Below are 23,443 nucleotides of genomic sequence, written 5' to 3'. Positions count from 1 at the left end.
ATGAATTTAGATTTGAGCAAGATGGTGACTGAAAACGCTAATCCAGCATCTATGGAAATTGACCGACTAAGCACAGTTGAAATGTGCAGGGTGATCAATGCGGAGGATCAAAAAGTGGCCCTCGCGGTAGAAAAGTGTTTACCTGATATTGCAGCCGCTGTGGAGTTAATCGCTAAAGCCGTCGCAAAGGGCGGTCGCTTAATCTATGTTGGCGCAGGCACCTCCGGACGATTAGGGATCCTTGATGCCAGTGAATGTCCGCCAACCTATGGCGTAAAAAGCGAACTGGTGCAGGGAATTATTGCCGGTGGTCATACTGCAATCCTGAAAGCCGTAGAGGGGGCTGAAGATAACCGCCAGGCGGCAATTCACGACCTGACCGCTATTGACCTCTCTGTGGCTGATACTGTCGTGGGTATTGCTGCAAGTGGACGTACGCCATATGTCGTGTCCGCGCTAGCGCACGCACGCAATGTAATAGGTTGCAATGTTATTTCCATAGCATGTAACCCCGGCAGTGAAATTGCTGAATACGCCAGTGTTGCCATAACGCCTGTTGTAGGCTCAGAAGTGATAACGGGATCCTCGCGTATGAAAGCCGGGACCGCGCAAAAGCTGATCCTAAACATGCTTTCAACCTGTTTAATGATAAAAATGGGAAAAGTGTATGGCAATTTGATGGTTGATGTTGTCGCTTCTAACCGAAAGCTCTTTGAACGGCAAATTAAGATCGTTACCGATGCTACTGCCTGCTCACGGCGCGATGCAGAAAATGCGTTGAAGCAATCACACCGAAACTGTAAATCAGCCATTGTAATGATTTTGAGTCAGTGTTCCGCCGATGACGCCCAAGCGTTGCTGTCGAAAAACGGGGGTTATATACGGGCGGCCATTTCTAAGGAAGCGAAATAATGTCTAAACATATTAGCACCGATCTACTCGCGAAAATTATTGTTCTGGCAGGTGGCAAAAACAACATTCTGCATTGTGGCAATTGCATGACCCGCTTGCGTCTGAAAGTGGCGGATACAACGTTAATAGCACACCATGTGAAAGAACAACTCTCAGAGAGTATCAGTGGTGTTGTTATAAACGGCAACGAAGTGCAGGTCATTTTTGGCGTTGGTAAAGCGCAGAGAGCGGCAGATAGCATGAATAATCTGCTAGACAAAAAAGATTTGCATGCAATAGCCGATGAAAACAAAAGTCAGCTCAAGAGTAAGCAGCAATCATCTTTGCAACAATTCCTGGCAAACTTTGCCACTATCTTTACTCCCCTGATTCCGGGCTTTATCGCGTCAGGTTTGATGCTCGGTATCGCCACGTTGTTAGGGACGTTAATGCATATTGCGCCAGAAGCTAAAGGAACACTCCCTGATGCGCTAAATTTCTTGAAAATTTTTAGTAAAGGACTCTTCACCTTTCTTGTGATTTTAGTGGGATACAATGCGCAAAAGGCATTCGGCGGTACTGGCGTAAACGGTGCAATCATCGCGGCACTGTTTATTCTGGGTTATAACCCGTCAGCCACAGTAGGCTATTATTCCGGACTACAGGATTTTTTTGGTCTCACTATCGACCCGCGCGGAAATATCATCGGCGTGCTGCTGGCAGCATGGGCCGGAGCGAAGATCGAGCGCGTTATAAGAAACGTTATTCCCGATGAGCTGGACATGATTTTAACGTCGATGCTGACACTCATTTTCACCGCTGTATTGACATATATTGTGATCATGCCCATTGGTGTCTGGCTGTTTCAGGGGATGTCCTGGCTGTTTATACACCTTAACAGTAATCCGTTGGGCTGCGCTGTACTGGCAGGCGTTTTCCTGATTGCTGTGGTATTTGGCGTTCATCAGGGATTTATTCCTGTTTATCTCGCGTTAATGGACTCTCAGGGGTTTAATTCTCTTTTCCCCATCCTCTCAATGGCTGGAGCTGGACAAGTAGGTGCCGCGCTGGCGTTATACTGGAAAGCAGACGTTTCTTCCACGCTGCGTACACAAATTCGGGGAGCAATCATCCCTGGTATATTGGGTGTCGGTGAGCCGCTTATTTATGGCGTTACCCTACCACGGATGAAGCCTTTTATTACGGCCTGTATAGGCGGCGCAGCAGGCGGGTTATTCATTGGAACTATTGCATGGTTAGGGCTCCCGGTCGGCCTGAACAGCGCGTTCGGGCCATCTGGCCTGGTAGCTTTGCCGCTTATGACCTCAGCAAAAGGTATATTTCCAGCTATTGCAGTTTATGGTGTAGGTATAGTGATTTCCTGGGTATGCGGTTTTATTATAACCCTTCTTTTTGGTTGCAAGAATGTGGATTTACATTGAGGGATCAACCATGAAACGACATGCTTTTTTTGCCTCTTTACTTGCTTTATCGGCTTCTGTTTTTGCGAACAACTATCCGGTTCTGACGAATGCACAACCGGAAAGCGTGGGCTTTAATATCGATAAACTGAAAAAACTGGATAGCTGGATTCAGGATCAGATCAACGCCGGGTATCCGGGTATGAACGTCGTCGTGATAAAAGACAATCATATCGTCTTTCAAAAAGCCTGGGGTTATGCAAAAAAATACGACGACTCCCATTTGATGGGTAATCCGCTACGCGCGACAACAGAGACAATGTACGATCTGGCTTCCAACACAAAAATGTACGCCACGAATTTCGCGCTTCAGAAGTTGGTTTACGAAGGCAAAATTAATGTCAACGATCGGGTCACGAAATACATACCCGGATTCACAGATCAACTCACAGAGAAGATTAAAGGAAAAGATGCCCTGCGAATTATTGATATTTTGCATCATACCGCCGGCTTCCCGGCCGATCCGCAATATCCAAACAAGCGTGTTGCAGGCAGCCTCTACTCTCAGGATAAACAGACCACGCTGGAGATGATTAAGCGAACGCCGCTTGATTATTCGCCAGGTACAAAACATGTCTACAGCGACGTCGATTACATGATCCTCGGATTTATCATCGAGTCCGTTACCGCAATGCCGCTTGATGTGTATGTTGAGAAACATATTTACCAGCCGCTCGGCCTGAAGCACACGGTGTTTAACCCTCTGTTAAAAGGCTTTAAGCAACAGCAAATTGCCGCCACCGAACTTAACGGTAACACCCGGGATGGTGTAATCAGTTTTCCGAATATTCGAACCACTACCCTCTGGGGCCAGGTTCATGATGAAAAGGCATGGTATTCCATGGAGGGCGTTTCAGGTCACGCAGGTCTGTTCTCAAATACACATGATATTGCCGTGCTGATGCAGACCATGCTTAACGGGGGGCATTATGGCAACGTAACGTTATTTGATCAGAGTACAGTAGATGAGTTTACCCGTAGCTCGGCAGCAGATGTCACCTTTGGACTGGGCTGGAGGGTTAACGGTAATTCCTCTATGACCCCAACCTTTGGCGTACTGGCAAGCCTTCAAACCTATGGGCATACGGGCTGGACAGGCACGCTCACCGCCATTGATCCCGTAAAACGTATGGCGATTGTCATTCTGGGCAACCGACCACATTCCCCCGTCGCTGATCCTAAAATGAATCCGAATGTTTTTGTCAGCGGGACCTTACCTGCGGCAACATATGGATGGATTGTCGATCAGATCTATGGCGCACTGAACGAGTAAACGCCACCCTTCTTGCCGGGTGGCGGCTTCGCCTTACCCGGCCTACGGTTTAAGCGGTTGTATTTTTGGCTGCGCTTTTCTTCTTTTTGAACGGTTTCTTCGCCCCGCCGCCCGGGGCGACCATTCCCCGGAATCGCTTCACTGGCGTACTGCGCGCCTGGTCAATCAGCTGATAAAGCGTCCCTACCAGCGGCTGCATAAAGTCCTGATAACGGCATTGCTTTTCGCTGATCTGCGTCAGCACCGACTCCCAGTGCGCGGTCATGTCCGGCCTGGCGGCCAGCTCCGGCAGCGAATGAATTAGCGCCCGGCCCGGTTCTGTTGAATGGATGTAACGTCCCTTTTTCTCCAGGAAGCCGCGCTTAAAGAGCAGTTCGATGATCCCCGCGCGGGTCGCTTCCGTGCCCAGACCGTCGGTGGCGCGCAGGATCTTCTTCAGATCTTTATCCTGCACAAAGCGGGCGATGCCGGTCATGGCCGACAGCAGCGTCGCGTCGGTGAAATGGCGCGGCGGCTGGGTTTGTCGTTCAACCACTTCGCCCTTCTCGCACAGCAGTTCGTCGCCTTTGGCCACGACCGGCAGCGGCGTGCCGTCGTTCTCTTCGTCACGTTCTTTGTTGCCGAGCAGCGTGCGCCAGCCCGCTTCCGCGAGGAAACGCGCTTTGGCTATAAATTTGCCTTTGGCAATCTCCAGTTCAATAACGCACTTGCGGAACACCGCGTCCGGGCAGAACTGCATCAGATACTGACGTGCGATCAGGTTATAGACCTTTGCTTCGTTGTCGGTCAGGTTGACGTTGCTGGTGCGCGCCGTCGGGATTATCGCGTGGTGAGCATCGACTTTTTTATCGTCCCAGCAGCGGTTATGGGTATCCGGGTTTACCGCCGGTTGCGGCAACAGATCAGGCGCATGGACGCCAATGGCATTCATCACCGAGTGGCGTCCGGCGAAGTGTTCTTCCGGCAGATAGCGGCTGTCCGAACGCGGATAGGTGATCAGCTTGTGGGTTTCGTAGAGCTTCTGGCAGATATCGAGCACGTTCTGTGCGCTAAGACCAAAGCGCTTAGCCGCCTCAATCTGCAACGCCGAAAGGGAGAACGGCAGCGGTGCGGGCTCCGTTTCCCGTTTGTCGTTATAGCTGGTGACGATTGCGGGCTGGCCGGTAATGCGGTTGACCACGTGCTCCGCCAGCGGGCGATGCAGCAGCCGTCCCTCTTCGTCCTGATATGACTCACAGGCATCGCTTGGCTGCCAGACGGCGGTAAAGCGTTCGTCTTTCGGCGTGACGATATGCGCTTTGACTTCGAAGAAGTCTTTGGCGACGAAATTTTCGATCTCTTCGTCGCGACGCACCACCAGCCCCAGCACCGGTGTCTGGACACGACCGACGGAGAGTACGCCCTGATAACCCGCGTTGCGCCCGAGAATGGTGTAGGCGCGGGTCATGTTGATCCCGTACAGCCAGTCCGCACGGGCACGCGCCAGCGCGGAGACACACAGGGGAATAAATTCGCTGTTGGCGCGCAGGCGTGAAATGGCCCGCTCTACCGCCTGAGGGTTGAGGTCGTTGATCAGGCAGCGCTGCACCTGCTGGCGCTTTTCCGGCGCCAGCTCCAGGTAGTCCAGCACTTCATCGACCAGCAGTTGCCCTTCCCTGTCCGGGTCACCCGCGTGGACCACTTCCGTCGCCTCATGCAGGAAGCGCTTAATGACGTTGAGCTGTTTGGTGACGGAAGGACGCGGTTGGAGACGCCATTTTTCCGGCACAATCGGTAGATCGTTGAGATTCCAGCGGGCGTAGCGGCTGTCGTAGACATCCGGCTGCGCCTGTTCAAGCAGGTGACCGATACACCAGGTGACCACCTGCCCGTTACCGCATTCGATAAAGCCGTCGCCTTTGCGATGCGGCCTGGGCAGCACATCGGCGATGGCACGCGCCAGACTCGGCTTTTCGGCAATAAACAACCGCATCGAATTAACGGATCTCAATCATCGGTCGACCACCGCGGGCGGTCACCAGCTCACCAATGGCCGTCAGGGTGATGCCAAACTCGGCAGCCGTCGCCTGAACGTCAGCTTCAGCTTCCGGCGTCACCGCCAGCAGCAGGCCGCCGGAGGTTTGCGGATCGCACAGCAGGTTACGCCACGCTTCCGGCATTTCGCCCATTAAATGGCCGTAGCTGGCGAAGTTGCGCTGCGTCCCGCCCGGCACTGCGCCCTGAGCAATGTACTCTTCCACGCCCGGCAGCTTAGGCACATCCTGATACCAGACCTGCGCCTGCACGCCCGCGCCCTGACAGACTTCAGAGAGGTGCCCCAGCAGACCAAAACCGGTCACGTCGGTCATGGCCTTCACGCCGTCGATATTGGCGAATGCCGCACCGGCGAGGTTCATCTGGCACATCACTTCCGTTGCCAGACCGATATGCTCGGGCTTCAGCAGGGATTTCTTCTCGGCAGTGGTCAGTACGCCAATGCCCAGCGGCTTGGTGAGGAACAATTTGCAGCCCGGTTGCGCCGTGCTGTTGCGCTTCACGCGCTCGGTCGGCACCACGCCGGTGACGGCCAGGCCGAAGATCGGCTCCGGCGCATCGATAGAGTGACCACCGGCCAGGGCAATACCCGCCTGCTGGCAGGCAAAGCGTCCGCCTTCGATCACGTCGCGGGCAATCTCCGGCGGGAGGGTGTTAATCGGCCAGCCCAGAATGGCGATCGCCATAATCGGTTTACCGCCCATCGCAAAGATATCGCTGATGGCGTTGGTGGCCGCAATGCGCCCGAAGTCGAACGGGTTGTCGACAATCGGCATAAAGAAGTCAGTAGTGCTGATAATGCTGGTGCCGTTACCCAGGTCATAAACCGCTGCATCGTCACGCGTTTCGTTACCGACAAGCAGGTTCGGGTCGACAAACTTCGCCTGTTCACTGTGCAGGATGGTCTCCAGCACTTTCGGGGAAATTTTACAACCGCAACCGGCTCCGTGGCTGTATTGCGTTAAACGAATGGTTTGCTCGCTCATGGACGTCTCCTGTCATCTCAATCGCGCTATGGTAGCGCTCATTCCATAAAGAGGTAAGTATGACTGTCTGAATTCTGCGGCGGATGCTCAGAATCCAGACAGTTTAGCGCGGGTGATTAAAAACGGCTGACGAAAGGTGTGGTGTCCGGCACGCTAATGGTGCTGGAGGCTTTAAGCTGCGGGGTGCCGAGATAGAGGAAGCCGACAATTTTATCATGTTCGCCGCAGGAGAAACCTTCCCGCACGGCGGCGCTCCCGGTCAGCGGCCCGGTACGCCAGATGCCGTTAAAGCCCTGCGCGACGGCGGCCATCTGCATTGCCATTACCGCGCAACCGGCAGACATCTCCTGCTCCCAGACCGGCACTTTATGATCGGCCTGACATTTTGCGACTACCGCGATGATCATCGGCGCACGGAACGGCGCGTTGCGGGCTTTATCAATCCCCTTCTCATCCTGGCCTGCGGCAACAGCCCCCTGCTCCAGCAGCTGGCTGAAGCGGTCGCGCCCTTCGCCTTCAATAATAAAGAAGTGCCACGGCTGCAATGTGCCATGGTCCGGCGCACGCATTCCGGCACGCAGAATGTTTTCCAGCTGCTCGCCGACGGGTGCCGGTTCGGCCAGGCGGGAAGCGCTACGACGGTTAACAAGCAGTTCAAGTGCGTCCATTGGTTAACTCCTTTCATGAAATTTACTCACAAAATTAACACGACAGCAGAATTTGTTACAGCGCGGCAGGCGATTCCTGCTGACAAGTGGCGGTTGGGTCATTACGATAACCGCACATTACCGTCCCGTGGCGACGGAAACAGTCCTTTTCTGGTTAGGGAGAATACATGCGAACCCTTTGGCGAATCTTTGCCGGTTTCTTTAAATGGACGTGGCGACTGCTCAACTTCGTCCGCAACCTGGTGATGAACATCTTCTTCATCTTCCTGGTCCTGGTATGCGCAGGTATCTGGATGCATATCAGCAACGCAAACCAGTCGCAGCATTCGACGCGCGGCGCGCTGTTACTCGATATCACCGGGGTGATTGTTGATAAGCCATCGACCAGCAACCGTCTGGGCGTGATTGGCCGCCAGCTGTTCGGCGCAACGTCAGACCGTCTTCAGGAAAACTCCCTGTTTGATATTGTCGACACCATTCGTCAGGCCAAAGACGATCGTAACATTACCGGTATCGTGCTGGACCTGAAAGATTTTGCCGGGGCCGATCAGCCGTCAATGCAGTACATCGGCAAAGCGCTGCGCGAATTCCGCGACAGCGGTAAACCGGTTATTGCCATTGGCGACAGCTACACCCAGGGACAATATTATCTGGCGAGCTTTGCCAATAAGATCTGGCTTTCGCCACAGGGCACGGTCGTTCTGCATGGCTTCGCCACTAACGGTCTGTACTACAAATCGCTGCTCGACAAGCTGAAGGTCACCACCCACGTCTTCCGCGTCGGGACCTATAAATCCGCCGTGGAGCCGTTTATCCGCGATGATATGTCCCCTGCCGCCCGTGAAGCGGACAGCCGCTGGATTGGCGAGCTGTGGCAGAACTACCTCGGCACCATTGCCGCTAACCGTCAGATTACCGCTGAGCAGGTCTTCCCGGGCGCGCGCGGCGTGCTGGACGGCCTGCGCAAGGTGGACGGCGATACAGCGAAATACGCGCTTGATAACAAACTGGTCGATCAGCTGGGTTCCAGCGCTGAAATTGAAAAAGCGCTGACCAAACAGTTCGGCTGGAGTAAAGAGGATAAAAACTACAGCGCCATCAGCATGTATGACTACGCCGCGAAAAAGCCGGACGACAGTGGTGACAGCATCGCCGTGGTGTTTGCTAACGGGGCCATTATGGATGGCGAAGAAACGCCGGGGAACGTCGGCGGGGACACCACCGCGTCGCAGATCCGCGATGCGCGCCTGGATCCGAAAGTGAAGGCGATTGTCCTGCGGGTGAACAGCCCTGGAGGCAGCGTCAGCGCCTCTGAAGTGATCCGTGCTGAACTGGCCGCCGCGCGCGCCGCGGGCAAGCCGGTAGTGGTCTCGATGGGCGGCATGGCGGCTTCCGGGGGCTACTGGATCTCGACGCCAGCCAACTACATTGTGGCTAACCCAAGCACGCTGACCGGCTCGATTGGCATCTTCGGCGTGATCAACACCGTAGAGAACAGCCTGGATTATCTCGGCGTCCACACCGACGGCGTCTCCACCTCGCCGCTGGCGGACGTGTCCGTTACCAAATCCCTGCCGCCTGAGGTGTCTGAGATGATGCAGCTCAGCATTGAGAGTGGCTATAAACGTTTCATCACGCTGGTTGCGGACTCCCGTAAAAAGACGCCCGATCAGATTGACCAGATCGCTCAGGGCCACGTCTGGACCGGCCAGGACGCGAAGAGCAACGGCCTGGTAGACAGTCTGGGTGACTTCGACGACGCCGTGAAGAAAGCAGCGGAGCTGGCGAAGCTCAAGCAGTGGCACGTGGACTATTATCAGGACGAACCAACGTTCTTCGATATGGTCGTGGACAGCATGTCCGGCTCCGTTCGTGCCATGCTGCCGGACGCGCTTCAGGCTTATCTGCCGGCGCCGGTGGCGACCGCGGCGAAAGCCATGAAAGCGGAGAGCGACAAGCTCGCAGCCTTTAATGATCCACAAAGCCGCTACGCGTTTTGCCTGACCTGTGCGAACGTGCGTTAAAAACCGTCCCCTCTTCCCGTGAAGAGGGGATTTTTTCTTTTGAAGAACAAGAACTCATTACCATGCAGAAGAAATCAATTTATGTCGCCTATACCGGCGGCACCATCGGTATGCAGCGCTCAGAAAATGGCTATATCCCGGTTTCCGGCCACTTACAGCGCCAGCTGGCGCTGATGCCTGAATTCCACCGTCCGGAAATGCCGGACTTTACCATCCACGAATATGAGCCGCTGATGGACTCCTCCGACATGACGCCGGAAGACTGGCAGCATATTGCGGACGATATTAAAGCTCATTACGACCAGTACGACGGCTTCGTGATCCTGCACGGCACCGACACCATGGCGTTCACCGCCTCGGCGCTCTCCTTCATGCTGGAGAACCTGAGCAAGCCCGTCATCGTGACCGGCTCGCAGATCCCGCTGGCGGAACTGCGTTCAGACGGGCAGATCAACCTGCTTAACTCCCTGTACGTGGCCGCTAATTACCCGATCAACGAGGTAACGCTGTTCTTCAACAACCGGCTGTACCGCGGGAACCGTACCACTAAAGCACACGCCGATGGCTTTGACGCTTTTGCCTCACCTAACCTGCAACCGCTGCTGGAAGCGGGGATCCATATCCGTCGTCTGGGCACGCCGCCCGCGCCAAATACCGCAGGCGAGCTGATCGTTCACCCCATCACCCCGCAGCCGATCGGCGTGGTGACGATTTATCCGGGTATTTCCGCTGACGTGGTGCGCAACTTCCTGCGCCAGCCGGTGAAGGCGCTGATCCTGCGCTCCTATGGTGTGGGTAACGCCCCGCAGAACGGTGAATTCCTGAAAGAGCTTCAGGAGGCGAGCGATCGCGGGATTGTGGTGGTCAACCTCACCCAGTGTATGTCCGGCAAAGTCAATATGGGCGGCTACGCCACCGGTAATGCCCTGGCGCACGCTGGCGTGATCAGTGGTTTCGATATGACCGTTGAGGCAACGCTGACTAAACTTCACTATTTACTGAGTCAGGATCTGGATATTGATTCCATTCGCCGCGCCATGATGCAAAACCTGCGCGGTGAACTGACGCCGGACGAATAAGGAGGTCCCATGAAGCAACGCGCCCTGTTACTGGTCGATTTGCAAAATGATTTCTGTGCGGGCGGTGCGCTGGCCGTTGCCGAAGGCGACAGCACCGTAGACGTCGCGAATTCGCTGATTGAGTGGTGTAAAGCTCGTGGTGAAGCGGTGGTGGCGAGTCAGGACTGGCATCCGGCAAACCACGGCAGCTTTGCCAGCCAGCACAACGTTGAGCCTTACAGCCAGGGCGAACTGGACGGGCTGGCGCAAACCTTCTGGCCCGATCACTGCGTGCAGCAGACGGAAGGCGCTGAGCTGCATCCGCTGCTGAACCAGAAGGCCATCGACGCGGTGTTCCACAAAGGTGAAAACCCAACCATCGACAGCTACAGCGCGTTCTTTGATAACGGTCATCGTCAGAAGACGGCGCTGGACGCGTGGTTGCGCCACCATGAGATCACCGAGCTGATTGTGCTGGGCCTGGCGACGGATTACTGCGTGAAGTTCACCGTGCTGGATGCGCTCCAGTTGGGCTATACCGTGAATGTCATCACCGACGGCTGTCGCGGGGTGAATATTCAGCCGCATGACAGCGCTCAGGCGTTTATGGATATGGCCGCAGAAGGCGCAACGCTGTATACGCTGGCTGACTGGATGGAGACGCAGGCGTAAGCTTTTTAGCCGGGTGACGGCTTAGCCTTACCCGGCCTACTTTCTCTGGTTTTGTAGACCGGGTAAGCGTCAGCGCCACCCGGCATTTCTTCCCCAATCCCCATAAAGTGAACTCCCTCGCATCACAAGCGAAACGGCGATGCTATTCTCTTCAGGCTGTTTTTTCGCCACGCCTTTTCTGTGGCGTGGTTATTTTTATTCAGTCAAAGAGGAAATTATATGAAACGTTTGCCCTTGCTGGCAGCATTACCCTTGCTTTGCGCGTCACTGGCTTCCGCCGCGCCCCTGATGTCCGTGGGTTACTTCAATGGGGGTGGCGATGTTACCGCCGGACCGGGTGGCGATATTAATAAACTCGACGTCCGCCAGATCACCCACCTCAACTACTCGTTTGGTCTGGTCTATAACAACGAGAAAGACGAAACCAACGCCGCGCTGAAAGATCCGGCAAAACTGCATCAAATCTGGTTATCACCTAAGGTGGCATCCGATCTGGCGTTACTTCCTCAGCTTCGTAAACAAAACCCGAACCTGAAAGTCCTGCTTTCCGTTGGCGGCTGGGGCGCGCGTGGTTTTTCTGGCGCAGCGGCAACCAAAGAGAGTCGCGCGGTATTTATTCGCTCCGCGCAGGAGATCGTCAGTAAATACGGCCTGGACGGGATCGACCTGGACTGGGAATATCCGGTCAACGGCGCGTGGGGACTGGTCGAGAGCACCCCTGCCGACCGGGATAATTTCACCGCGCTGTTAAAAGAGATGCGTGACGCGTTTGGTAAGAAAAAGCTGGTCACGATTGCGGTGGGCGCGAATGCGGAAAGTCCGAAAAGCTGGGTGGATGTGAAAGCCATTGCCCCCCTGCTCGATTACATCAACCTGATGACCTACGACATGGCGTACGGTACTCAGTATTTTAACGCGAATCTGTATGACTCCAGCGCCTGGCCAACGGTGGCTGCCGCAGACAAGTACAGCGTCGATTTTGTGGTGAATAACTATCTGGCCGCCGGGCTGAAGCCGCAGCAGATGAACCTCGGAATTGGTTTCTATGGGCGCGTGCCGAAGCGCGCCGTTGAACCGGGTATCGACTGGAGCAAATCGGACGCGCAGAACAATCCGGTGACGCAGCCCTACTTCGGGCCGCAGGAACTGGGCCTGTTCAAATCGCTTGGCTATGATCTGACCAAAGATACCTATGTGAAATACAACGATATCGTCCGCAAGCTGCTGAACGATCCGCAGAAACGCTTTACCGAGCACTGGGACGAACAGGCGAAGGTGCCGTGGCTGTCGGTGAAATCCGCCGACGGGAAGGCGCTGTTTGCGATTTCCTATGAGAACCCGCGCTCCGTGGCGATCAAAGCGGATTACATTAAGGAGAAAGGTCTGGCTGGCGCCATGTTCTGGGAGTACGGTGCTGACGACGAAAACCAGCTCGCGAAACAGCTGGCGGAGTCGCTTGGGATCCCGCACTAAGATGTAGTGTGCCGGGTGGCGCTAGCGCTTACCCGGCCTACATGGGAGCTTTATTTGAAGGTCGCAATCGGCTTCGGCGCGATGCCGAACTCTTCTTTCAGCTCGCGCTTGCTTTTCATCACCATCTGACCGTTAGTGTCGATGGTCATGTGCTGGGCGTCGGTATTGTGACGCGCCTGCCACAGCATCACCAGCTGCAAACTGTTCTCTTTTTGCTCAGGTGTGAGCGCCACACCGTCCGGCCATTTTCCCAGCTCAACGGCCGTTACCAGACGCTGATAAACCTCCGGGGTCATACCTGCAATCATGTCATCAATATTCATGATCTCTCCCTTTCAAAGGAATAATTTGCTGAATCGTTTTTTCAACCCTTGGTATGGTCGCCGTTTTCATCATCGGTAAAGCTCATGGAAGCCGAATTTACACAGAAACGCTCCCCCGTCGGCTGCGGGCCATCCGGGAAGACATGCCCGAGATGGGCGTCACAGTTCCCGCAGCGAATTTCGGTGCGCACCATGCCGTGCGAGGTGTCCGTCAGGTAGCGGATCGCATCATCGCTGACAGGCTCGTAAAAGCTCGGCCAGCCGCAGCCAGAATCGTACTTCGTCTGGGAGTTAAACAGCGGTGCATCACACACCAGGCAGTGGTAGACGCCTTCCCGTTTATTGTGCAGCAAACGCCCGGAAAACGGCGGTTCTGTGCCGTGATTTTGCGTCACGTAAAACTGCATCTCTGTAAGGTTTTTTTTCAAATCGTCGGGGTTACGTTGGTTCGACATATGCTTACATCTCGCTGTTGAAACAGACATCTTTTAACCCAGATTCTAACAAAACATTAACACCCGCGCGTGCACTTTTGTTCTAAACTTATGTGTCGCGAAAAGGCGGTCAGGCAATTGTGATCAATTTCACATTTTAATCCTGCGAGGCCTTTAAAATTCCGGGCGCAGCCCCCATGTGGTTGCTAGCTCAAAGGGAAAGTGAGGCGAGTCAGTCGCACAAACGTTAGTCACAGGATTGATTTGTCGCAATGATTGACACGATTCCGCTTGACGCTGCGTAAGGTTTTTGTAATTTTACAGGCAACCTTTTATTCACTAACAAATAGCTGGTGGAATATATGACTATCAAAGTAGGTATCAACGGTTTTGGCCGTATCGGCCGTATTGTTTTCCGTGCTGCTCAGAAACGTTCTGACATCGAAATCGTTGGTATCAACGATCTCCTGGACGCTGAATACATGGCGTACATGCTGAAGTACGACTCAACTCACGGTCGTTTCGACGGCACCGTTGAAGTGAAAGACGGCCACCTGGTTGTTAATGGCAAAACCATCCGCGTTACTGCTGAGAAAGACCCAGCTAACCTGAAATGGAACGAAATCGGTGTTGACGTTGTAGCTGAAGCTACCGGTATCTTCCTGACCGACGAAACTGCACGTAAACACATCACTGCGGGTGCGAAGAAAGTTGTTCTGACTGGTCCTTCCAAAGACAACACCCCAATGTTCGTTCGCGGTGCAAACTTCGAAACTTACGCTGGCCAGGACATCGTTTCCAACGCATCCTGCACCACCAACTGCCTGGCACCGCTGGCTAAAGTTATCAACGACAACTTCGGCATCATCGAAGGTCTGATGACTACCGTTCACGCAACCACCGCTACTCAGAAAACCGTTGATGGCCCGTCTCACAAAGACTGGCGCGGCGGCCGTGGCGCGGCTCAGAACATCATCCCATCTTCTACCGGTGCTGCTAAAGCAGTAGGTAAAGTACTGCCAGAACTGAATGGCAAACTGACTGGTATGGCGTTCCGCGTTCCAACTCCTAACGTATCCGTTGTTGACCTGACCGTTCGTCTGGAAAAAGCTGCTTCTTATGAAGAAATTAAGAAAGCAATCAAAGCTGCTTCCGAAGGCCCAATGAAAGGCGTTCTGGGTTACACCGAAGACGACGTTGTATCTACCGATTTCAACGGCGAAGTGTGCACTTCCGTGTTCGATGCTAAAGCAGGTATCGCACTGAACGACAACTTCGTGAAACTGGTTTCCTGGTACGACAACGAAACTGGCTACTCTAACAAAGTACTGGACCTGATCGCTCACATCTCCAAATAAGTTGAGATGAGTGCTTGATCCTAAAAGGCGACTTCGGTCGCCTTTTTTATTGTTTTTAGACAGAGGATTGCTTAATGATTAATAAAATTTTTGCACTTCCGGTAGTCGAACAACTTACCCCTGTGCTCTCCCGCCGTCAGATCGACGGTGCTGATATCATCGTCGTTGATCATCCGCGCGTTAAAGCCTCCGTAGCGCTCAATGGTGCCCACCTGCTCTCCTGGAAACCAGAAGGTGAAGAAGAAGGCCTGTGGCTGAGCGAGGCCACCTCGTTCAAAAAAGGGGCGGCGATCCGCGGCGGCGTACCGATCTGCTGGCCATGGTTTGGCCCGTCAGCGCAGCAGGGTTTACCCTCACACGGTTTCGCCCGTAACCAGCAGTGGACGCTGAAAGCCCACAACGAAGATGAAAACGGTGCGGTGTTGACCTTTGAACTCCAGGCGAATGATGAAACGCGTGCCCTGTGGCCACACGAGTTCACCCTGTATGCCCGCTTCAAGCTGGGTAAAACCTGCGAGATTGAACTGGAAGCGCACGGCGAATTTGAAACAACGTCCGCCCTGCACACCTATTTCAACGTAGGCGACATTCAGGCCGTTAAGGTGAGCGGACTTGGCGATACCTTTATCGACAAAGTGGATAACGCGAAAGAAGGCAAGCTGGACGACGGCGTGCAGACTTTCCCGGATCGTACCGACCGCGTGTATCTGCACCCGGAAGCCTGTAGCGTCCTCCACGACAGCGCGCTGAACCGCGGTATTGATGTGGTTCATCACCACCACAGCAACGTGGTGGGCTGGAACCCGGGCCCTGCCCTTTCCGTCAGCATGGCGGATATCCCGGATGACGGTTACAAGACCTTCGTGTGTGTGGAAACCGCGTGCGTGACCGCGCCGCAGAAAACCAGCGAAGAAAAACCGTCCCGCTTAGGCCAGACGATCAAGATTGTGAAGCGCTAATATTGTTCAGGCATCATAAAAAAACAAACGGGGCGCTAGCGCCCCGTTTTAATGCATCACGTTCTGGTCAGAACTTGTAGGTCACACCCACGGAGAAGATGCCAGACCAGGACTTGTCGACCATCGGGCTGTCTTTCACTTCATCGCTCAGACGAATGTAACGGCCAGTACCGTACACATTCCAGTCACCGAGGAAGTTATACGAGGCGGTGAGTTCCAGGTACGGATCCCAGCCATCATCCGCGCTGTAGCTCTTCAGACCACTGCGGCGAGACTCCGCTTTAGACACGCCATAGTAGTAGTCGTTGTAATTCTCGCTGCTGTACTGCACACCGATACCCGGCGTCAGCGTCACTGCGCCGTTGGTATAGCGATAAAGCCACGCCAGATCCCAGATGAAGCCGTTGCTGTTGTCCAGGGTATCGCCCGCCAGCGCAGTGCGCAGGAAGCCATACTCGGTATTATGGACGTAAGAAAGCCCCGCCATCAGTGAGCTTCTGCGTTTGTCCAGCTGACGAAGCGCATTGCTGTCGCTGTCGCCTGGTTTAAAGTGCGTTGGATCGTAATAGGCCATGATGGAGAGCTTATCGGCCGTATCGTTCCACAGATAGTAGCCACCGCCCAACCCACGGAACCAGAAGTTATCGCCTTCATAGGTGACAACGGGGACAGGATAAACGTCGCGGTCATACTGCTTGTACGGGCTGTTAATCACGCCAGCACCCGCGCCAACAGTCCACTGGCTCTCAGCCTGTACGGTGCTCGCTGCGGTAGCGGCAAGGATGCCCAATGCCAGAAGTTTGAGTTTGGTCACAATCCATTCTTTCCTGTAGTCAAATAATCAGCGGGTGAAGTGTAACCGCCATTCCCGTACATCCCAAAATTTTTTGCGCGCTAATCCGTTTGATTAACCCGTTATTTTTCATTTTTCAGATGACATCCCGCTTTCATTTATGTGACCGATAAATGAAAAACCCGCTTTTCGCTTATAACCGCAGTGGAAATTTTTGGATGAGTTATTGATATGTCATTGAAAGTAGATTTTATCCGTATGCAAGTTTTGCAATTGCCATCTACGCTTTAATTTAAGAAGAGGTTTTGCTGAACACCCTGCGGTTCATAGCCTTCGACCTGGCACACAGGTTGCTGCTCTGGCAGTGAGGTGCGAAAAATTCTCTTCCGGGAGCCTCCACTACTCATACGAACGGCTCTTATCCTGTGCTAAAAAACGAAAGGACGGCATGCCATGAATATATTCGATCACTATCGCCAGCGCTACGAAGCTGCCAAGGACGAAGAGTTCACACTGCAGGAGTTTCTTACCATTTGTCGGCAAGATCGCAGTGCCTATGCCAATGCGGCAGAACGGCTATTGATGGCTATTGGTGAGCCAAACATGGTTGATACTGCCCTGGAGCCACGGCTTTCCCGTCTATTTTCGAATCGGGTGGTCGCCCGATACCCGGCGTTTGAAGAGTTCTATGGCATGGAAGACGCCATTGAGCAGATCGTCTCCTACCTGAAGCATGCCGCTCAGGGGCTGGAAGAGAAGAAACAGATCCTTTACCTGCTGGGTCCTGTCGGTGGGGGTAAATCCTCCCTGGCTGAACGGCTGAAAGCGCTGATGCAGCGCGTGCCGATCTATGTGCTGAGCGCCAACGGCGAACGCAGCCCGGTCAATGACCATCCGCTGTGCCTGTTTAATCCGCAAGAGGATGCGCAAATTCTGGAAAAAGAGTTTGGCATTCCGCATCGCTATCTCGGTACGATCATGTCGCCGTGGGCGGCAAAACGTCTGCACGAGTTTGGCGGGGACATCACCAAGTTCCGCGTCGTGAAAGTGTGGCCGTCTATCCTCGAGCAGATCGCCATCGCTAAAACTGAACCCGGTGACGAGAACAACCAGGATATCTCGGCGCTGGTGGGTAAAGTCGATATCCGTAAGCTGGAGCATCACGCGCAAAACGACCCGGATGCCTACGGTTATTCCGGTGCGCTGTGCCGCGCCAACCAGGGGATTATGGAATTTGTCGAGATGTTTAAAGCACCGATCAAAGTGCTGCATCCGCTACTGACCGCCACCCAGGAAGGGAACTACAACGGGACAGAAGGTATTTCCGCCCTGCCGTTTAACGGGATTATCCTTGCCCACTCTAACGAATCTGAATGGGTGACCTTCCGTAACAACAAAAACAATGAGGCGTTCCTTGACCGTGTGTACATCGTCAAAGTGCCTTATTGCCTGCGGATCTCCGAGGAGATCAAGATTTACGAAAAACTGCTCAACCACAGTGAGCTGGTTCATGCCCCTTGCGCACCGGGAACGCTGGAAACACTGTCGCGCTTCTCGATCCTGTCGCGCCTGAAAGAGCCGGAAAATTCCAGCATCTACTCAAAAATGCGCGTGTATGACGGTGAAAGCCTGAAGGATACCGACCCGAAAGCGAAATCGTACCAGGAATACCGCGATTACGCCGGGGTCGATGAAGGGATGAACGGTTTGTCGACGCGTTTCGCGTTTAAGATCCTCTCCCGCGTCTTTAACTTCGACCACGCGGAGGTGGCCGCCAACCCGGTACATCTGTTCTACGTGCTGGAACAGCAAATTGAACGTGAACAGTTCCCACAGGAGCAGGCTGAACGCTACCTGGAGTTCCTGAAAGGCTACCTGATCCCGAAATACGCCGAGTTTATCGGCAAAGAGATCCAGACCGCCTACCTGGAATCCTATTCCGAATACGGCCAGAACATCTTTGACCGGTACGTCACCTACGCTGACTTCTGGATCCAGGATCAGGAGTATCGCGACCCGGATACCGGCCAGCTGTTTGACCGTGAATCCCTGAACGCGGAACTTGAAAAAATCGAGAAACCAGCCGGGATCAGCAATCCGAAAGACTTCCGAAACGAGATTGTGAACTTCGTGCTGCGCGCCAGAGCGCATAACAACGGCCGCAATCCGAACTGGACCAGCTACGAAAAACTGCGCACGGTTATAGAGAAGAAAATGTTCTCTAACACGGAAGAGCTGTTGCCGGTCATCTCGTTCAACGCCAAAACCTCAACCGACGAGCAGAAAAAGCACGACGATTTTGTCGACCGTATGATGGAAAAAGGCTATACCCGCAAACAGGTCCGCCTGCTCTGTGAATGGTATCTGCGCGTGCGTAAATCGTCTTAAAACAAGTGCCCGGTAACGCGCTTACCGGGCCAACAAAATGTCCGGTACTTACGGACGCTGCAAGTTGGCAAATGCAGTACGGGGGATATATGACCTGGTTTATTGACCGGCGTCTTAACGGCAAAAACAAGAGCACGGTGAATCGCCAGCGCTTCTTGCGCCGTTATAAAGCGCAAATTAAACAGTCGATCTCCGAGGCCATCAACAAACGCTCGGTGACCGACGTCGACAGCGGCGAATCCGTCTCCATCCCTAACGATGACATCAGCGAACCGATGTTTCATCAGGGGCGTGGCGGCCTTCGCCATCGCGTGCACCCAGGTAATGACCACTTCGTCCAGAATGACAGAATCGAGCGGCCCCAAGGCGGAGGCGGCGGTTCTGGCAGCGGTCAGGGGCAGGCCAGCCAGGACGGTGAAGGCCAGGACGAGTTCGTCTTTCAAATTTCAAAAGACGAATATCTCGACCTGCTGTTTGAGGATCTGGCCCTGCCGAATCTGAGAAAGAATCAGCACCGTCAGCTCAACGAATACAAAACCCATCGCGCGGGTTATACCGCAAACGGGGTGCCCGCCAACATCAGCGTGGTGCGTTCACTGCAAAACTCACTGGCGCGACGCACGGCGATGACGGCAGGCAAACGGCGCGAACTGCGCGAGCTGGAAACCAGCCTGAAAGTGGTGGAAAACACGGAACCCGCACAACTGCTGGAAGAGGAGCGCCTGCGTAAAGAGATCGCCGAACTGAGGGCGAAGATCGACCGGGTGCCGTTTATCGACACGTTCGACCTGCGCTACAAGAACTACGAAAAACGGCCGGAGCCTTCCAGCCAGGCAGTAATGTTCTGCCTGATGGACGTGTCAGGTTCAATGGATCAGGCCACCAAGGATATGGCTAAGCGTTTTTATATTCTGCTCTATCTGTTCCTGAGCAGAACGTATAAGAACGTGGAGGTGGTCTACATCCGCCATCACACTCAGGCGAAAGAGGTGGATGAACATGAGTTCTTCTACTCGCAGGAGACCGGCGGCACCATCGTGTCGAGCGCCCTGAAGCTGATGGACGAGGTGGTGAAGGAGCGCTACGATCCGGCGCAGTGGAATATCTACGCCGCGCAGGCATCGGATGGCGATAACTGGGCGGATGACTCGCCGCTGTGTCATGAAATTCTGGCGAAGAAGATCCTGCCGGTGGTGCGTTACTACAGCTACATTGAAATTACCCGTCGCGCCCACCAGACGCTGTGGCGTGAGTATGAGCATCTGCAAGCGATGTTCGATAACTTTGCGATGCAGCACATTCGTGACCAGGATGACATCTACCCGGTCTTCCGGGAACTGTTCCAGAAGCAGAGTTCTACAACATCCAATTAAATGTTATTAATCAGCCAGTTAACCATGTTTTTCTGGCTGATTTTATTGCATTTCCATCCTTAATTTTCACTATATTTTTCATTCGCTTAGCTTTTATTTTGGGGAATGCGATTTTGAAGAAGTGATTACGCAAAACTTCCTGTGAGCTTTAGGATGGCCATCATGCGATAGAGGAAAAATCCTATCGTGCCGACCAAAACTACACAAAAAAACCAGCCGCTTATGGCTGGTTATTCTTCAGTGAAGCATGGGGAAATCATCTATATTGCAGGGCAATCATCATCTAATGCACGATTGATGAAGAATGTCACCCTACCCAGCACTTCCACTTCTTCAAGCGCTGCTCCCTCAATCGCTTCACCATCATCCGTAATGAGCGCCTTGCCCATGAGTTTTGCAAATTGTGTGTGGCCGTCGCACAAAATTAACAACACATCTCCAGGCGTCTTTTTCGTTGCTGGCTCTATGACCGCAAACCCCATATCAGTTTCGAGCACCCTACTATCCGCCCCGATGTTGCACAGGATTGCTGGAGAAAGTTGACGCTCAACATAATCAGCAGCTGGTGATGCGAATCCCATCAGTGCACCCTCCCCATGTTACGCAAGATCCAGTAACGGTTTTCGCTACCGTCTGTCGTTTTATCAGCGAAACCAGGTTGGTTGCGCTCTATCCACTTGTTTGCATCGTCACGGGTAAAGTGCCAGTTAAAACCACGCAACTTTTGTATGAAGCGGTCTGTTCTCAGGTAGCGGTAGCCCTTTGGGTTAAGCTCTATGGCCGCAATAAAGGCGGCTTGAATATCTGAATTTCGGGGCATAATCTGCACTCCCTTTATTACTGTGTTTATATACAGTAGTTTTAAATGGAATGCAGATCAATTTGGGTTCGCCTATTAATTTTTAAGGCTGAATGACTGTTGGCTGCTCTGTCAGTTCCAGAGAAGCTTCAGAAGATCTTGTATTCCAAATGCTATCATCAGGCATGTCGAGGCGTACATCGATCCAACTGTTAGCCGGCACGTCCATCGGTTCCCCTTTGGTTTTGATGATCTCACCGTCATCGCTCAGCATGTATTTGCGCTTAAACAGGCGGATTGTCAGCTCGCCATTGCCGGCTTGCTCTGCCTCAACCACACCCAGCTCTCCCATGCCGCCAGGGTCCATCGGAGGCAGTAACTGCCATCCTTCAGATGCGAGTCCTGCCGAACCGGTGAGTTCGTAAACCCCTATGTCAAGACGAGAAATGGATACCCCCTCTGCCTCGGCGTTCGCCGTGCCGCAGCCACACCACGTAAAACCATCATCTGCCACATCAGTGCGCTGGTTTACTTCCTGAGACTGAACAATACGGGCTACTGGCGATGCCGCCTTTAAGGTTCCATCACTGGCTTTTGTTGTGTTCCCGGTTGAATAAAACTCTACCCAGGCATCAAAAATATTATTTTGAGTTGCCCTCATAAACATACGTTTGCCTGAGTTGGTCAAGGCCAGTTGTGTGCGGTACGCAGCGTTGCTACCCGGCATTTGTATCACACCAAAACCAACAGACAGACCACCTGGCGTTCCCCAGTTATCACCAGTTGAACCATAAAAACCTATTGGTCCAGCGCTTCCTATAGCTGTGTTAATACCTGTTAATGAACCAATCCCAAATGCTTTCCCTGTCATCATGACTCTGTCAGGAGCTGCATCTGTCATCGAAACTTGCTCATCCCTCGCAGCCGATGTTCCTAAACCGAGGTATGTGCGAGCGTCAGCGGCATTCGTTGCTCCGGTCCCGCCCTGGTTGACAGGAACAGCTCCGTTCGTTTTTGTGGCAACCGTATTAACCATGTACTGCCATGACGGACCGGTGAATGAAGAACCGTCCGGGAGCGTAACGGTTATATTTCCCGACGCACTGAATAACCGCTGCCAGTTCTGTTTGTCATAGTTCAGGCCGCGCAGGGCTTCTGCGCTTTGTGCCACCAGCGCAGCAGTAACAAGGTTCATCGCAACGCGCGGCACGGCATACCATGCAGCGCCGCCCTGCGTCGGTCCGGTATAGTTGCTGACCAGCGTCAGGGAAGTATTGCTGTTCACCGTTTTGATGGCGAGCGTATAAGGAATGCCACCAACCGTCACAACAATAAAATCGCCGACGGCCAGCTCGGTGGTAAAAGCGGTACCGCTGCCGGTTACCGCGGCTGAATTATTTGTCAGAGTCAGAGTTCCTGCGGACATAGTTGCTCCTTTGAAGCAATAAAAAACCCCGCCGGAGCGAGGTTCAGTAAGTTAGAAGTCGTCAAACGTACATATCGGGAATGACCGGGAGTGAAATAGGCGTAACCCCGGCGTTCGCCAACTGCCTGTCTGCCCAGCCGACATACACTCCCCTTCCGACCCTGAGGGTCCCGTTCTGCATGACCAGTCCATAGTGGTAGTGATAAATACGACCACCGCCGAAGCTGGGCACCCTGAGACCAAAGCGGCCAACCGGAACATATCCGCCACCGGGGACGGTCTGCGCTGATGTGGATGGCACAAAATTAGTGCCGAGATAAACAAATGGCCTTCTCGCCGTTGAGAACGTGCACTGGCCTGCCGCGTTATAGATATTGAATCCGGGATTCGCGGCCACGGGCGTAACGCCACCCGCAAAAATAATCACATCAACTGTGCCGCTCATGGGCTGGTCTTCCGTGTTTGATCCATCATTCAGAAACAGCAGCCGGTTTCCGTCATAGTCCAGGGTGTAAGGGCTGTTCCACTTACAGCAGACCAGGTATTTACTGCGATCAAATCCTGCAATGGTCGGCGTGACCCAGCCGGACGTACCGACAGTTACCCTGGCTTTATAGATGCAGTACCCGACCCTTGACGCCGTTGTGATCGCCGTAAAGTCGGTGCTGTTCTGAACGAGAAGGCCAACGTTTGAGTTCTGGCTTACGGGCAGGATCTGCCACAGCGTGCCGGAGAACGCCACGCGCTGCGGATTGGGAAATCCGGGGTTTGAATTCCCGCTCCAGTTCTGCGTGACGTTCGCGCCGGAGATAGTGACGCTGTCCAGCTTGAATATCCCCTCGTCGCTGATTACCGTCTGGGTCGGTATGAAAATGACATTCGACCCGGCCACGTAACCCTCAACTGTCGCAGTATTCACGTTACCGATACCGCCGGATATCGCCCCGCCATATGTAGGGCAACGTAATCCGGCGGTAATTTCCATCGGTTTACCGCCATCATTGAGATCGATTAAAAGTCCTGAAGGCAT

21 protein-coding genes are annotated in these 23,443 nt (G+C 53.7%); 11 read left to right on the top strand and 10 right to left on the bottom strand.

Going from position 1 to position 23,443, the window contains the following annotated elements; all coding sequences use genetic code 11:
* Genes murQ through pbp4b form a run of 3 tightly spaced genes read left to right on the top strand, consistent with a single transcriptional unit; the run spans nt 1 to nt 3,645 of the window.
* A complete protein-coding gene (murQ, locus tag ACQG0T_RS09050) occupies nt 1-912 on the top strand; it encodes an N-acetylmuramic acid 6-phosphate etherase (RefSeq protein WP_023296334.1) in 912 nt (303 codons plus the stop codon).
* The gene (murP, locus tag ACQG0T_RS09045) at nt 912-2,333 is read left to right on the top strand and encodes a PTS N-acetylmuramic acid transporter subunit IIBC (RefSeq protein ID WP_023296333.1); all 1,422 of its coding nucleotides are present in this window, start codon (nt 912-914) and stop codon (nt 2,331-2,333) included. The genes murQ and murP overlap by 1 nt, the downstream gene beginning before the upstream one ends.
* Nucleotides 2,334-2,343: 10 nt before the next feature.
* Nucleotides 2,344-3,645 (top strand): penicillin binding protein PBP4B, encoded by a 1,302-nt coding sequence (gene pbp4b / locus ACQG0T_RS09040; RefSeq protein ID WP_023296332.1) that lies wholly within the window; start codon nt 2,344-2,346, stop codon nt 3,643-3,645.
* A 49-nt stretch (nt 3,646-3,694) separates the two neighbouring features.
* Here the strand turns inward: pbp4b and ACQG0T_RS09035 are convergent, their stop codons facing one another.
* The 3 genes from ACQG0T_RS09035 to ACQG0T_RS09025 all read right to left on the bottom strand — a co-directional run bounded on the left by ACQG0T_RS09035 (nt 3,695) and on the right by ACQG0T_RS09025 (nt 7,333).
* Nucleotides 3,695-5,617, bottom strand: coding sequence for a DNA topoisomerase III (locus ACQG0T_RS09035; protein WP_017384681.1), 1,923 nt, complete (start codon nt 5,615-5,617; stop codon nt 3,695-3,697).
* A gap of 4 nt (nt 5,618-5,621) precedes the next feature.
* The gene (selD, locus tag ACQG0T_RS09030) at nt 5,622-6,665 is read right to left on the bottom strand and encodes a selenide, water dikinase SelD (RefSeq protein WP_015570773.1); all 1,044 of its coding nucleotides are present in this window, start codon (nt 6,663-6,665) and stop codon (nt 5,622-5,624) included.
* Between the two features lie 116 nt (nt 6,666-6,781).
* The gene (locus ACQG0T_RS09025; protein WP_023303509.1) at nt 6,782-7,333 is read right to left on the bottom strand and encodes an NAD(P)H nitroreductase; all 552 of its coding nucleotides are present in this window, start codon (nt 7,331-7,333) and stop codon (nt 6,782-6,784) included.
* Nucleotides 7,334-7,500: 167 nt separating this feature from the next.
* On the opposite strand from ACQG0T_RS09025, the gene sppA reads away from it, so the two are divergent.
* From sppA to ACQG0T_RS09005, 4 genes are all read left to right on the top strand, one after another.
* Complete coding sequence (gene sppA / locus ACQG0T_RS09020) at nt 7,501-9,357, top strand: signal peptide peptidase SppA (RefSeq protein ID WP_271040699.1); 1,857 nt, start codon at nt 7,501-7,503, stop codon at nt 9,355-9,357.
* A gap of 62 nt (nt 9,358-9,419) precedes the next feature.
* Complete coding sequence (gene ansA / locus ACQG0T_RS09015) at nt 9,420-10,436, top strand: asparaginase (protein WP_023303507.1); 1,017 nt, start codon at nt 9,420-9,422, stop codon at nt 10,434-10,436.
* A 9-nt stretch (nt 10,437-10,445) separates the two neighbouring features.
* On the top strand, nt 10,446-11,087 hold the full coding sequence (gene pncA, locus ACQG0T_RS09010) for a bifunctional nicotinamidase/pyrazinamidase (protein ID WP_017384686.1): 642 nt from the start codon (nt 10,446-10,448) through the stop codon (nt 11,085-11,087).
* A 219-nt stretch (nt 11,088-11,306) separates the two neighbouring features.
* Nucleotides 11,307-12,560 (top strand): glycoside hydrolase family 18 protein, encoded by a 1,254-nt coding sequence (locus tag ACQG0T_RS09005; protein ID WP_017384687.1) that lies wholly within the window; start codon nt 11,307-11,309, stop codon nt 12,558-12,560.
* Nucleotides 12,561-12,610: 50 nt separating this feature from the next.
* Here the strand turns inward: ACQG0T_RS09005 and ACQG0T_RS09000 are convergent, their stop codons facing one another.
* Nucleotides 12,611-12,883 carry a YeaC family protein gene (locus tag ACQG0T_RS09000; protein WP_017384688.1) on the bottom strand — a complete coding sequence of 91 codons (273 nt, stop codon included), beginning with the start codon at nt 12,881-12,883 and terminating at the stop codon, nt 12,611-12,613.
* A 41-nt stretch (nt 12,884-12,924) separates the two neighbouring features.
* Complete coding sequence (gene msrB / locus ACQG0T_RS08995) at nt 12,925-13,338, bottom strand: peptide-methionine (R)-S-oxide reductase MsrB (protein ID WP_017384689.1); 414 nt, start codon at nt 13,336-13,338, stop codon at nt 12,925-12,927.
* 341 nt (nt 13,339-13,679) lie between these two features.
* Between msrB and gapA the strand changes: the two genes are divergently transcribed.
* Both gapA and ACQG0T_RS08985 read left to right on the top strand, forming a co-directional pair.
* Nucleotides 13,680-14,675: a glyceraldehyde-3-phosphate dehydrogenase gene (gene gapA, locus ACQG0T_RS08990; protein ID WP_006809136.1), complete on the top strand. Its 996-nt coding sequence runs from the start codon at nt 13,680-13,682 to the stop codon at nt 14,673-14,675.
* Between the two features lie 74 nt (nt 14,676-14,749).
* A complete protein-coding gene (locus ACQG0T_RS08985) occupies nt 14,750-15,634 on the top strand; it encodes a D-hexose-6-phosphate mutarotase (protein WP_252051435.1) in 885 nt (294 codons plus the stop codon).
* A gap of 67 nt (nt 15,635-15,701) precedes the next feature.
* On the opposite strand, the gene ACQG0T_RS08980 is transcribed toward ACQG0T_RS08985, so the two are convergent.
* A complete protein-coding gene (locus tag ACQG0T_RS08980; protein WP_017384691.1) occupies nt 15,702-16,448 on the bottom strand; it encodes a MipA/OmpV family protein in 747 nt (248 codons plus the stop codon).
* Nucleotides 16,449-16,880: 432 nt separating this feature from the next.
* Between ACQG0T_RS08980 and yeaG the strand changes: the two genes are divergently transcribed.
* Together yeaG and ACQG0T_RS08970 are read left to right on the top strand one after the other, a co-directional pair.
* Nucleotides 16,881-18,815 carry a protein kinase YeaG gene (gene yeaG, locus ACQG0T_RS08975; RefSeq protein ID WP_006809140.1) on the top strand — a complete coding sequence of 645 codons (1,935 nt, stop codon included), beginning with the start codon at nt 16,881-16,883 and terminating at the stop codon, nt 18,813-18,815.
* A gap of 89 nt (nt 18,816-18,904) precedes the next feature.
* Nucleotides 18,905-20,188, top strand: coding sequence for a YeaH/YhbH family protein (locus tag ACQG0T_RS08970; protein WP_023299884.1), 1,284 nt, complete (start codon nt 18,905-18,907; stop codon nt 20,186-20,188).
* 260 nt (nt 20,189-20,448) lie between these two features.
* Here the strand turns inward: ACQG0T_RS08970 and ACQG0T_RS08965 are convergent, their stop codons facing one another.
* The 4 genes from ACQG0T_RS08965 to ACQG0T_RS08950 all read right to left on the bottom strand — a co-directional run bounded on the left by ACQG0T_RS08965 (nt 20,449) and on the right by ACQG0T_RS08950 (nt 23,443).
* Nucleotides 20,449-20,769 carry a hypothetical protein gene (locus ACQG0T_RS08965; RefSeq protein ID WP_426723775.1) on the bottom strand — a complete coding sequence of 107 codons (321 nt, stop codon included), beginning with the start codon at nt 20,767-20,769 and terminating at the stop codon, nt 20,449-20,451.
* On the bottom strand, nt 20,769-21,008 hold the full coding sequence (locus ACQG0T_RS08960; RefSeq protein WP_039268852.1) for a hypothetical protein: 240 nt from the start codon (nt 21,006-21,008) through the stop codon (nt 20,769-20,771). Before ACQG0T_RS08960 ends, ACQG0T_RS08965 begins: the two co-directional genes overlap by 1 nt.
* 82 nt (nt 21,009-21,090) lie before the next feature.
* On the bottom strand, nt 21,091-22,413 hold the full coding sequence (locus ACQG0T_RS08955; protein WP_426723774.1) for a phage tail protein: 1,323 nt from the start codon (nt 22,411-22,413) through the stop codon (nt 21,091-21,093).
* Between the two features lie 61 nt (nt 22,414-22,474).
* Nucleotides 22,475-23,443, bottom strand: a complete 969-nt coding sequence (locus ACQG0T_RS08950; RefSeq protein ID WP_426723773.1) for a DUF6453 family protein — start codon at nt 23,441-23,443, stop codon at nt 22,475-22,477.

The organism is Enterobacter cloacae complex sp. 302F9 (assembly GCF_050030335.1).
Classification (GTDB): domain Bacteria; phylum Pseudomonadota; class Gammaproteobacteria; order Enterobacterales; family Enterobacteriaceae; genus Enterobacter; species Enterobacter hormaechei_C.
Note: the sequence above shows the minus strand (reverse complement) of the source record. Positions and strands in the feature narration are given on the sequence as shown.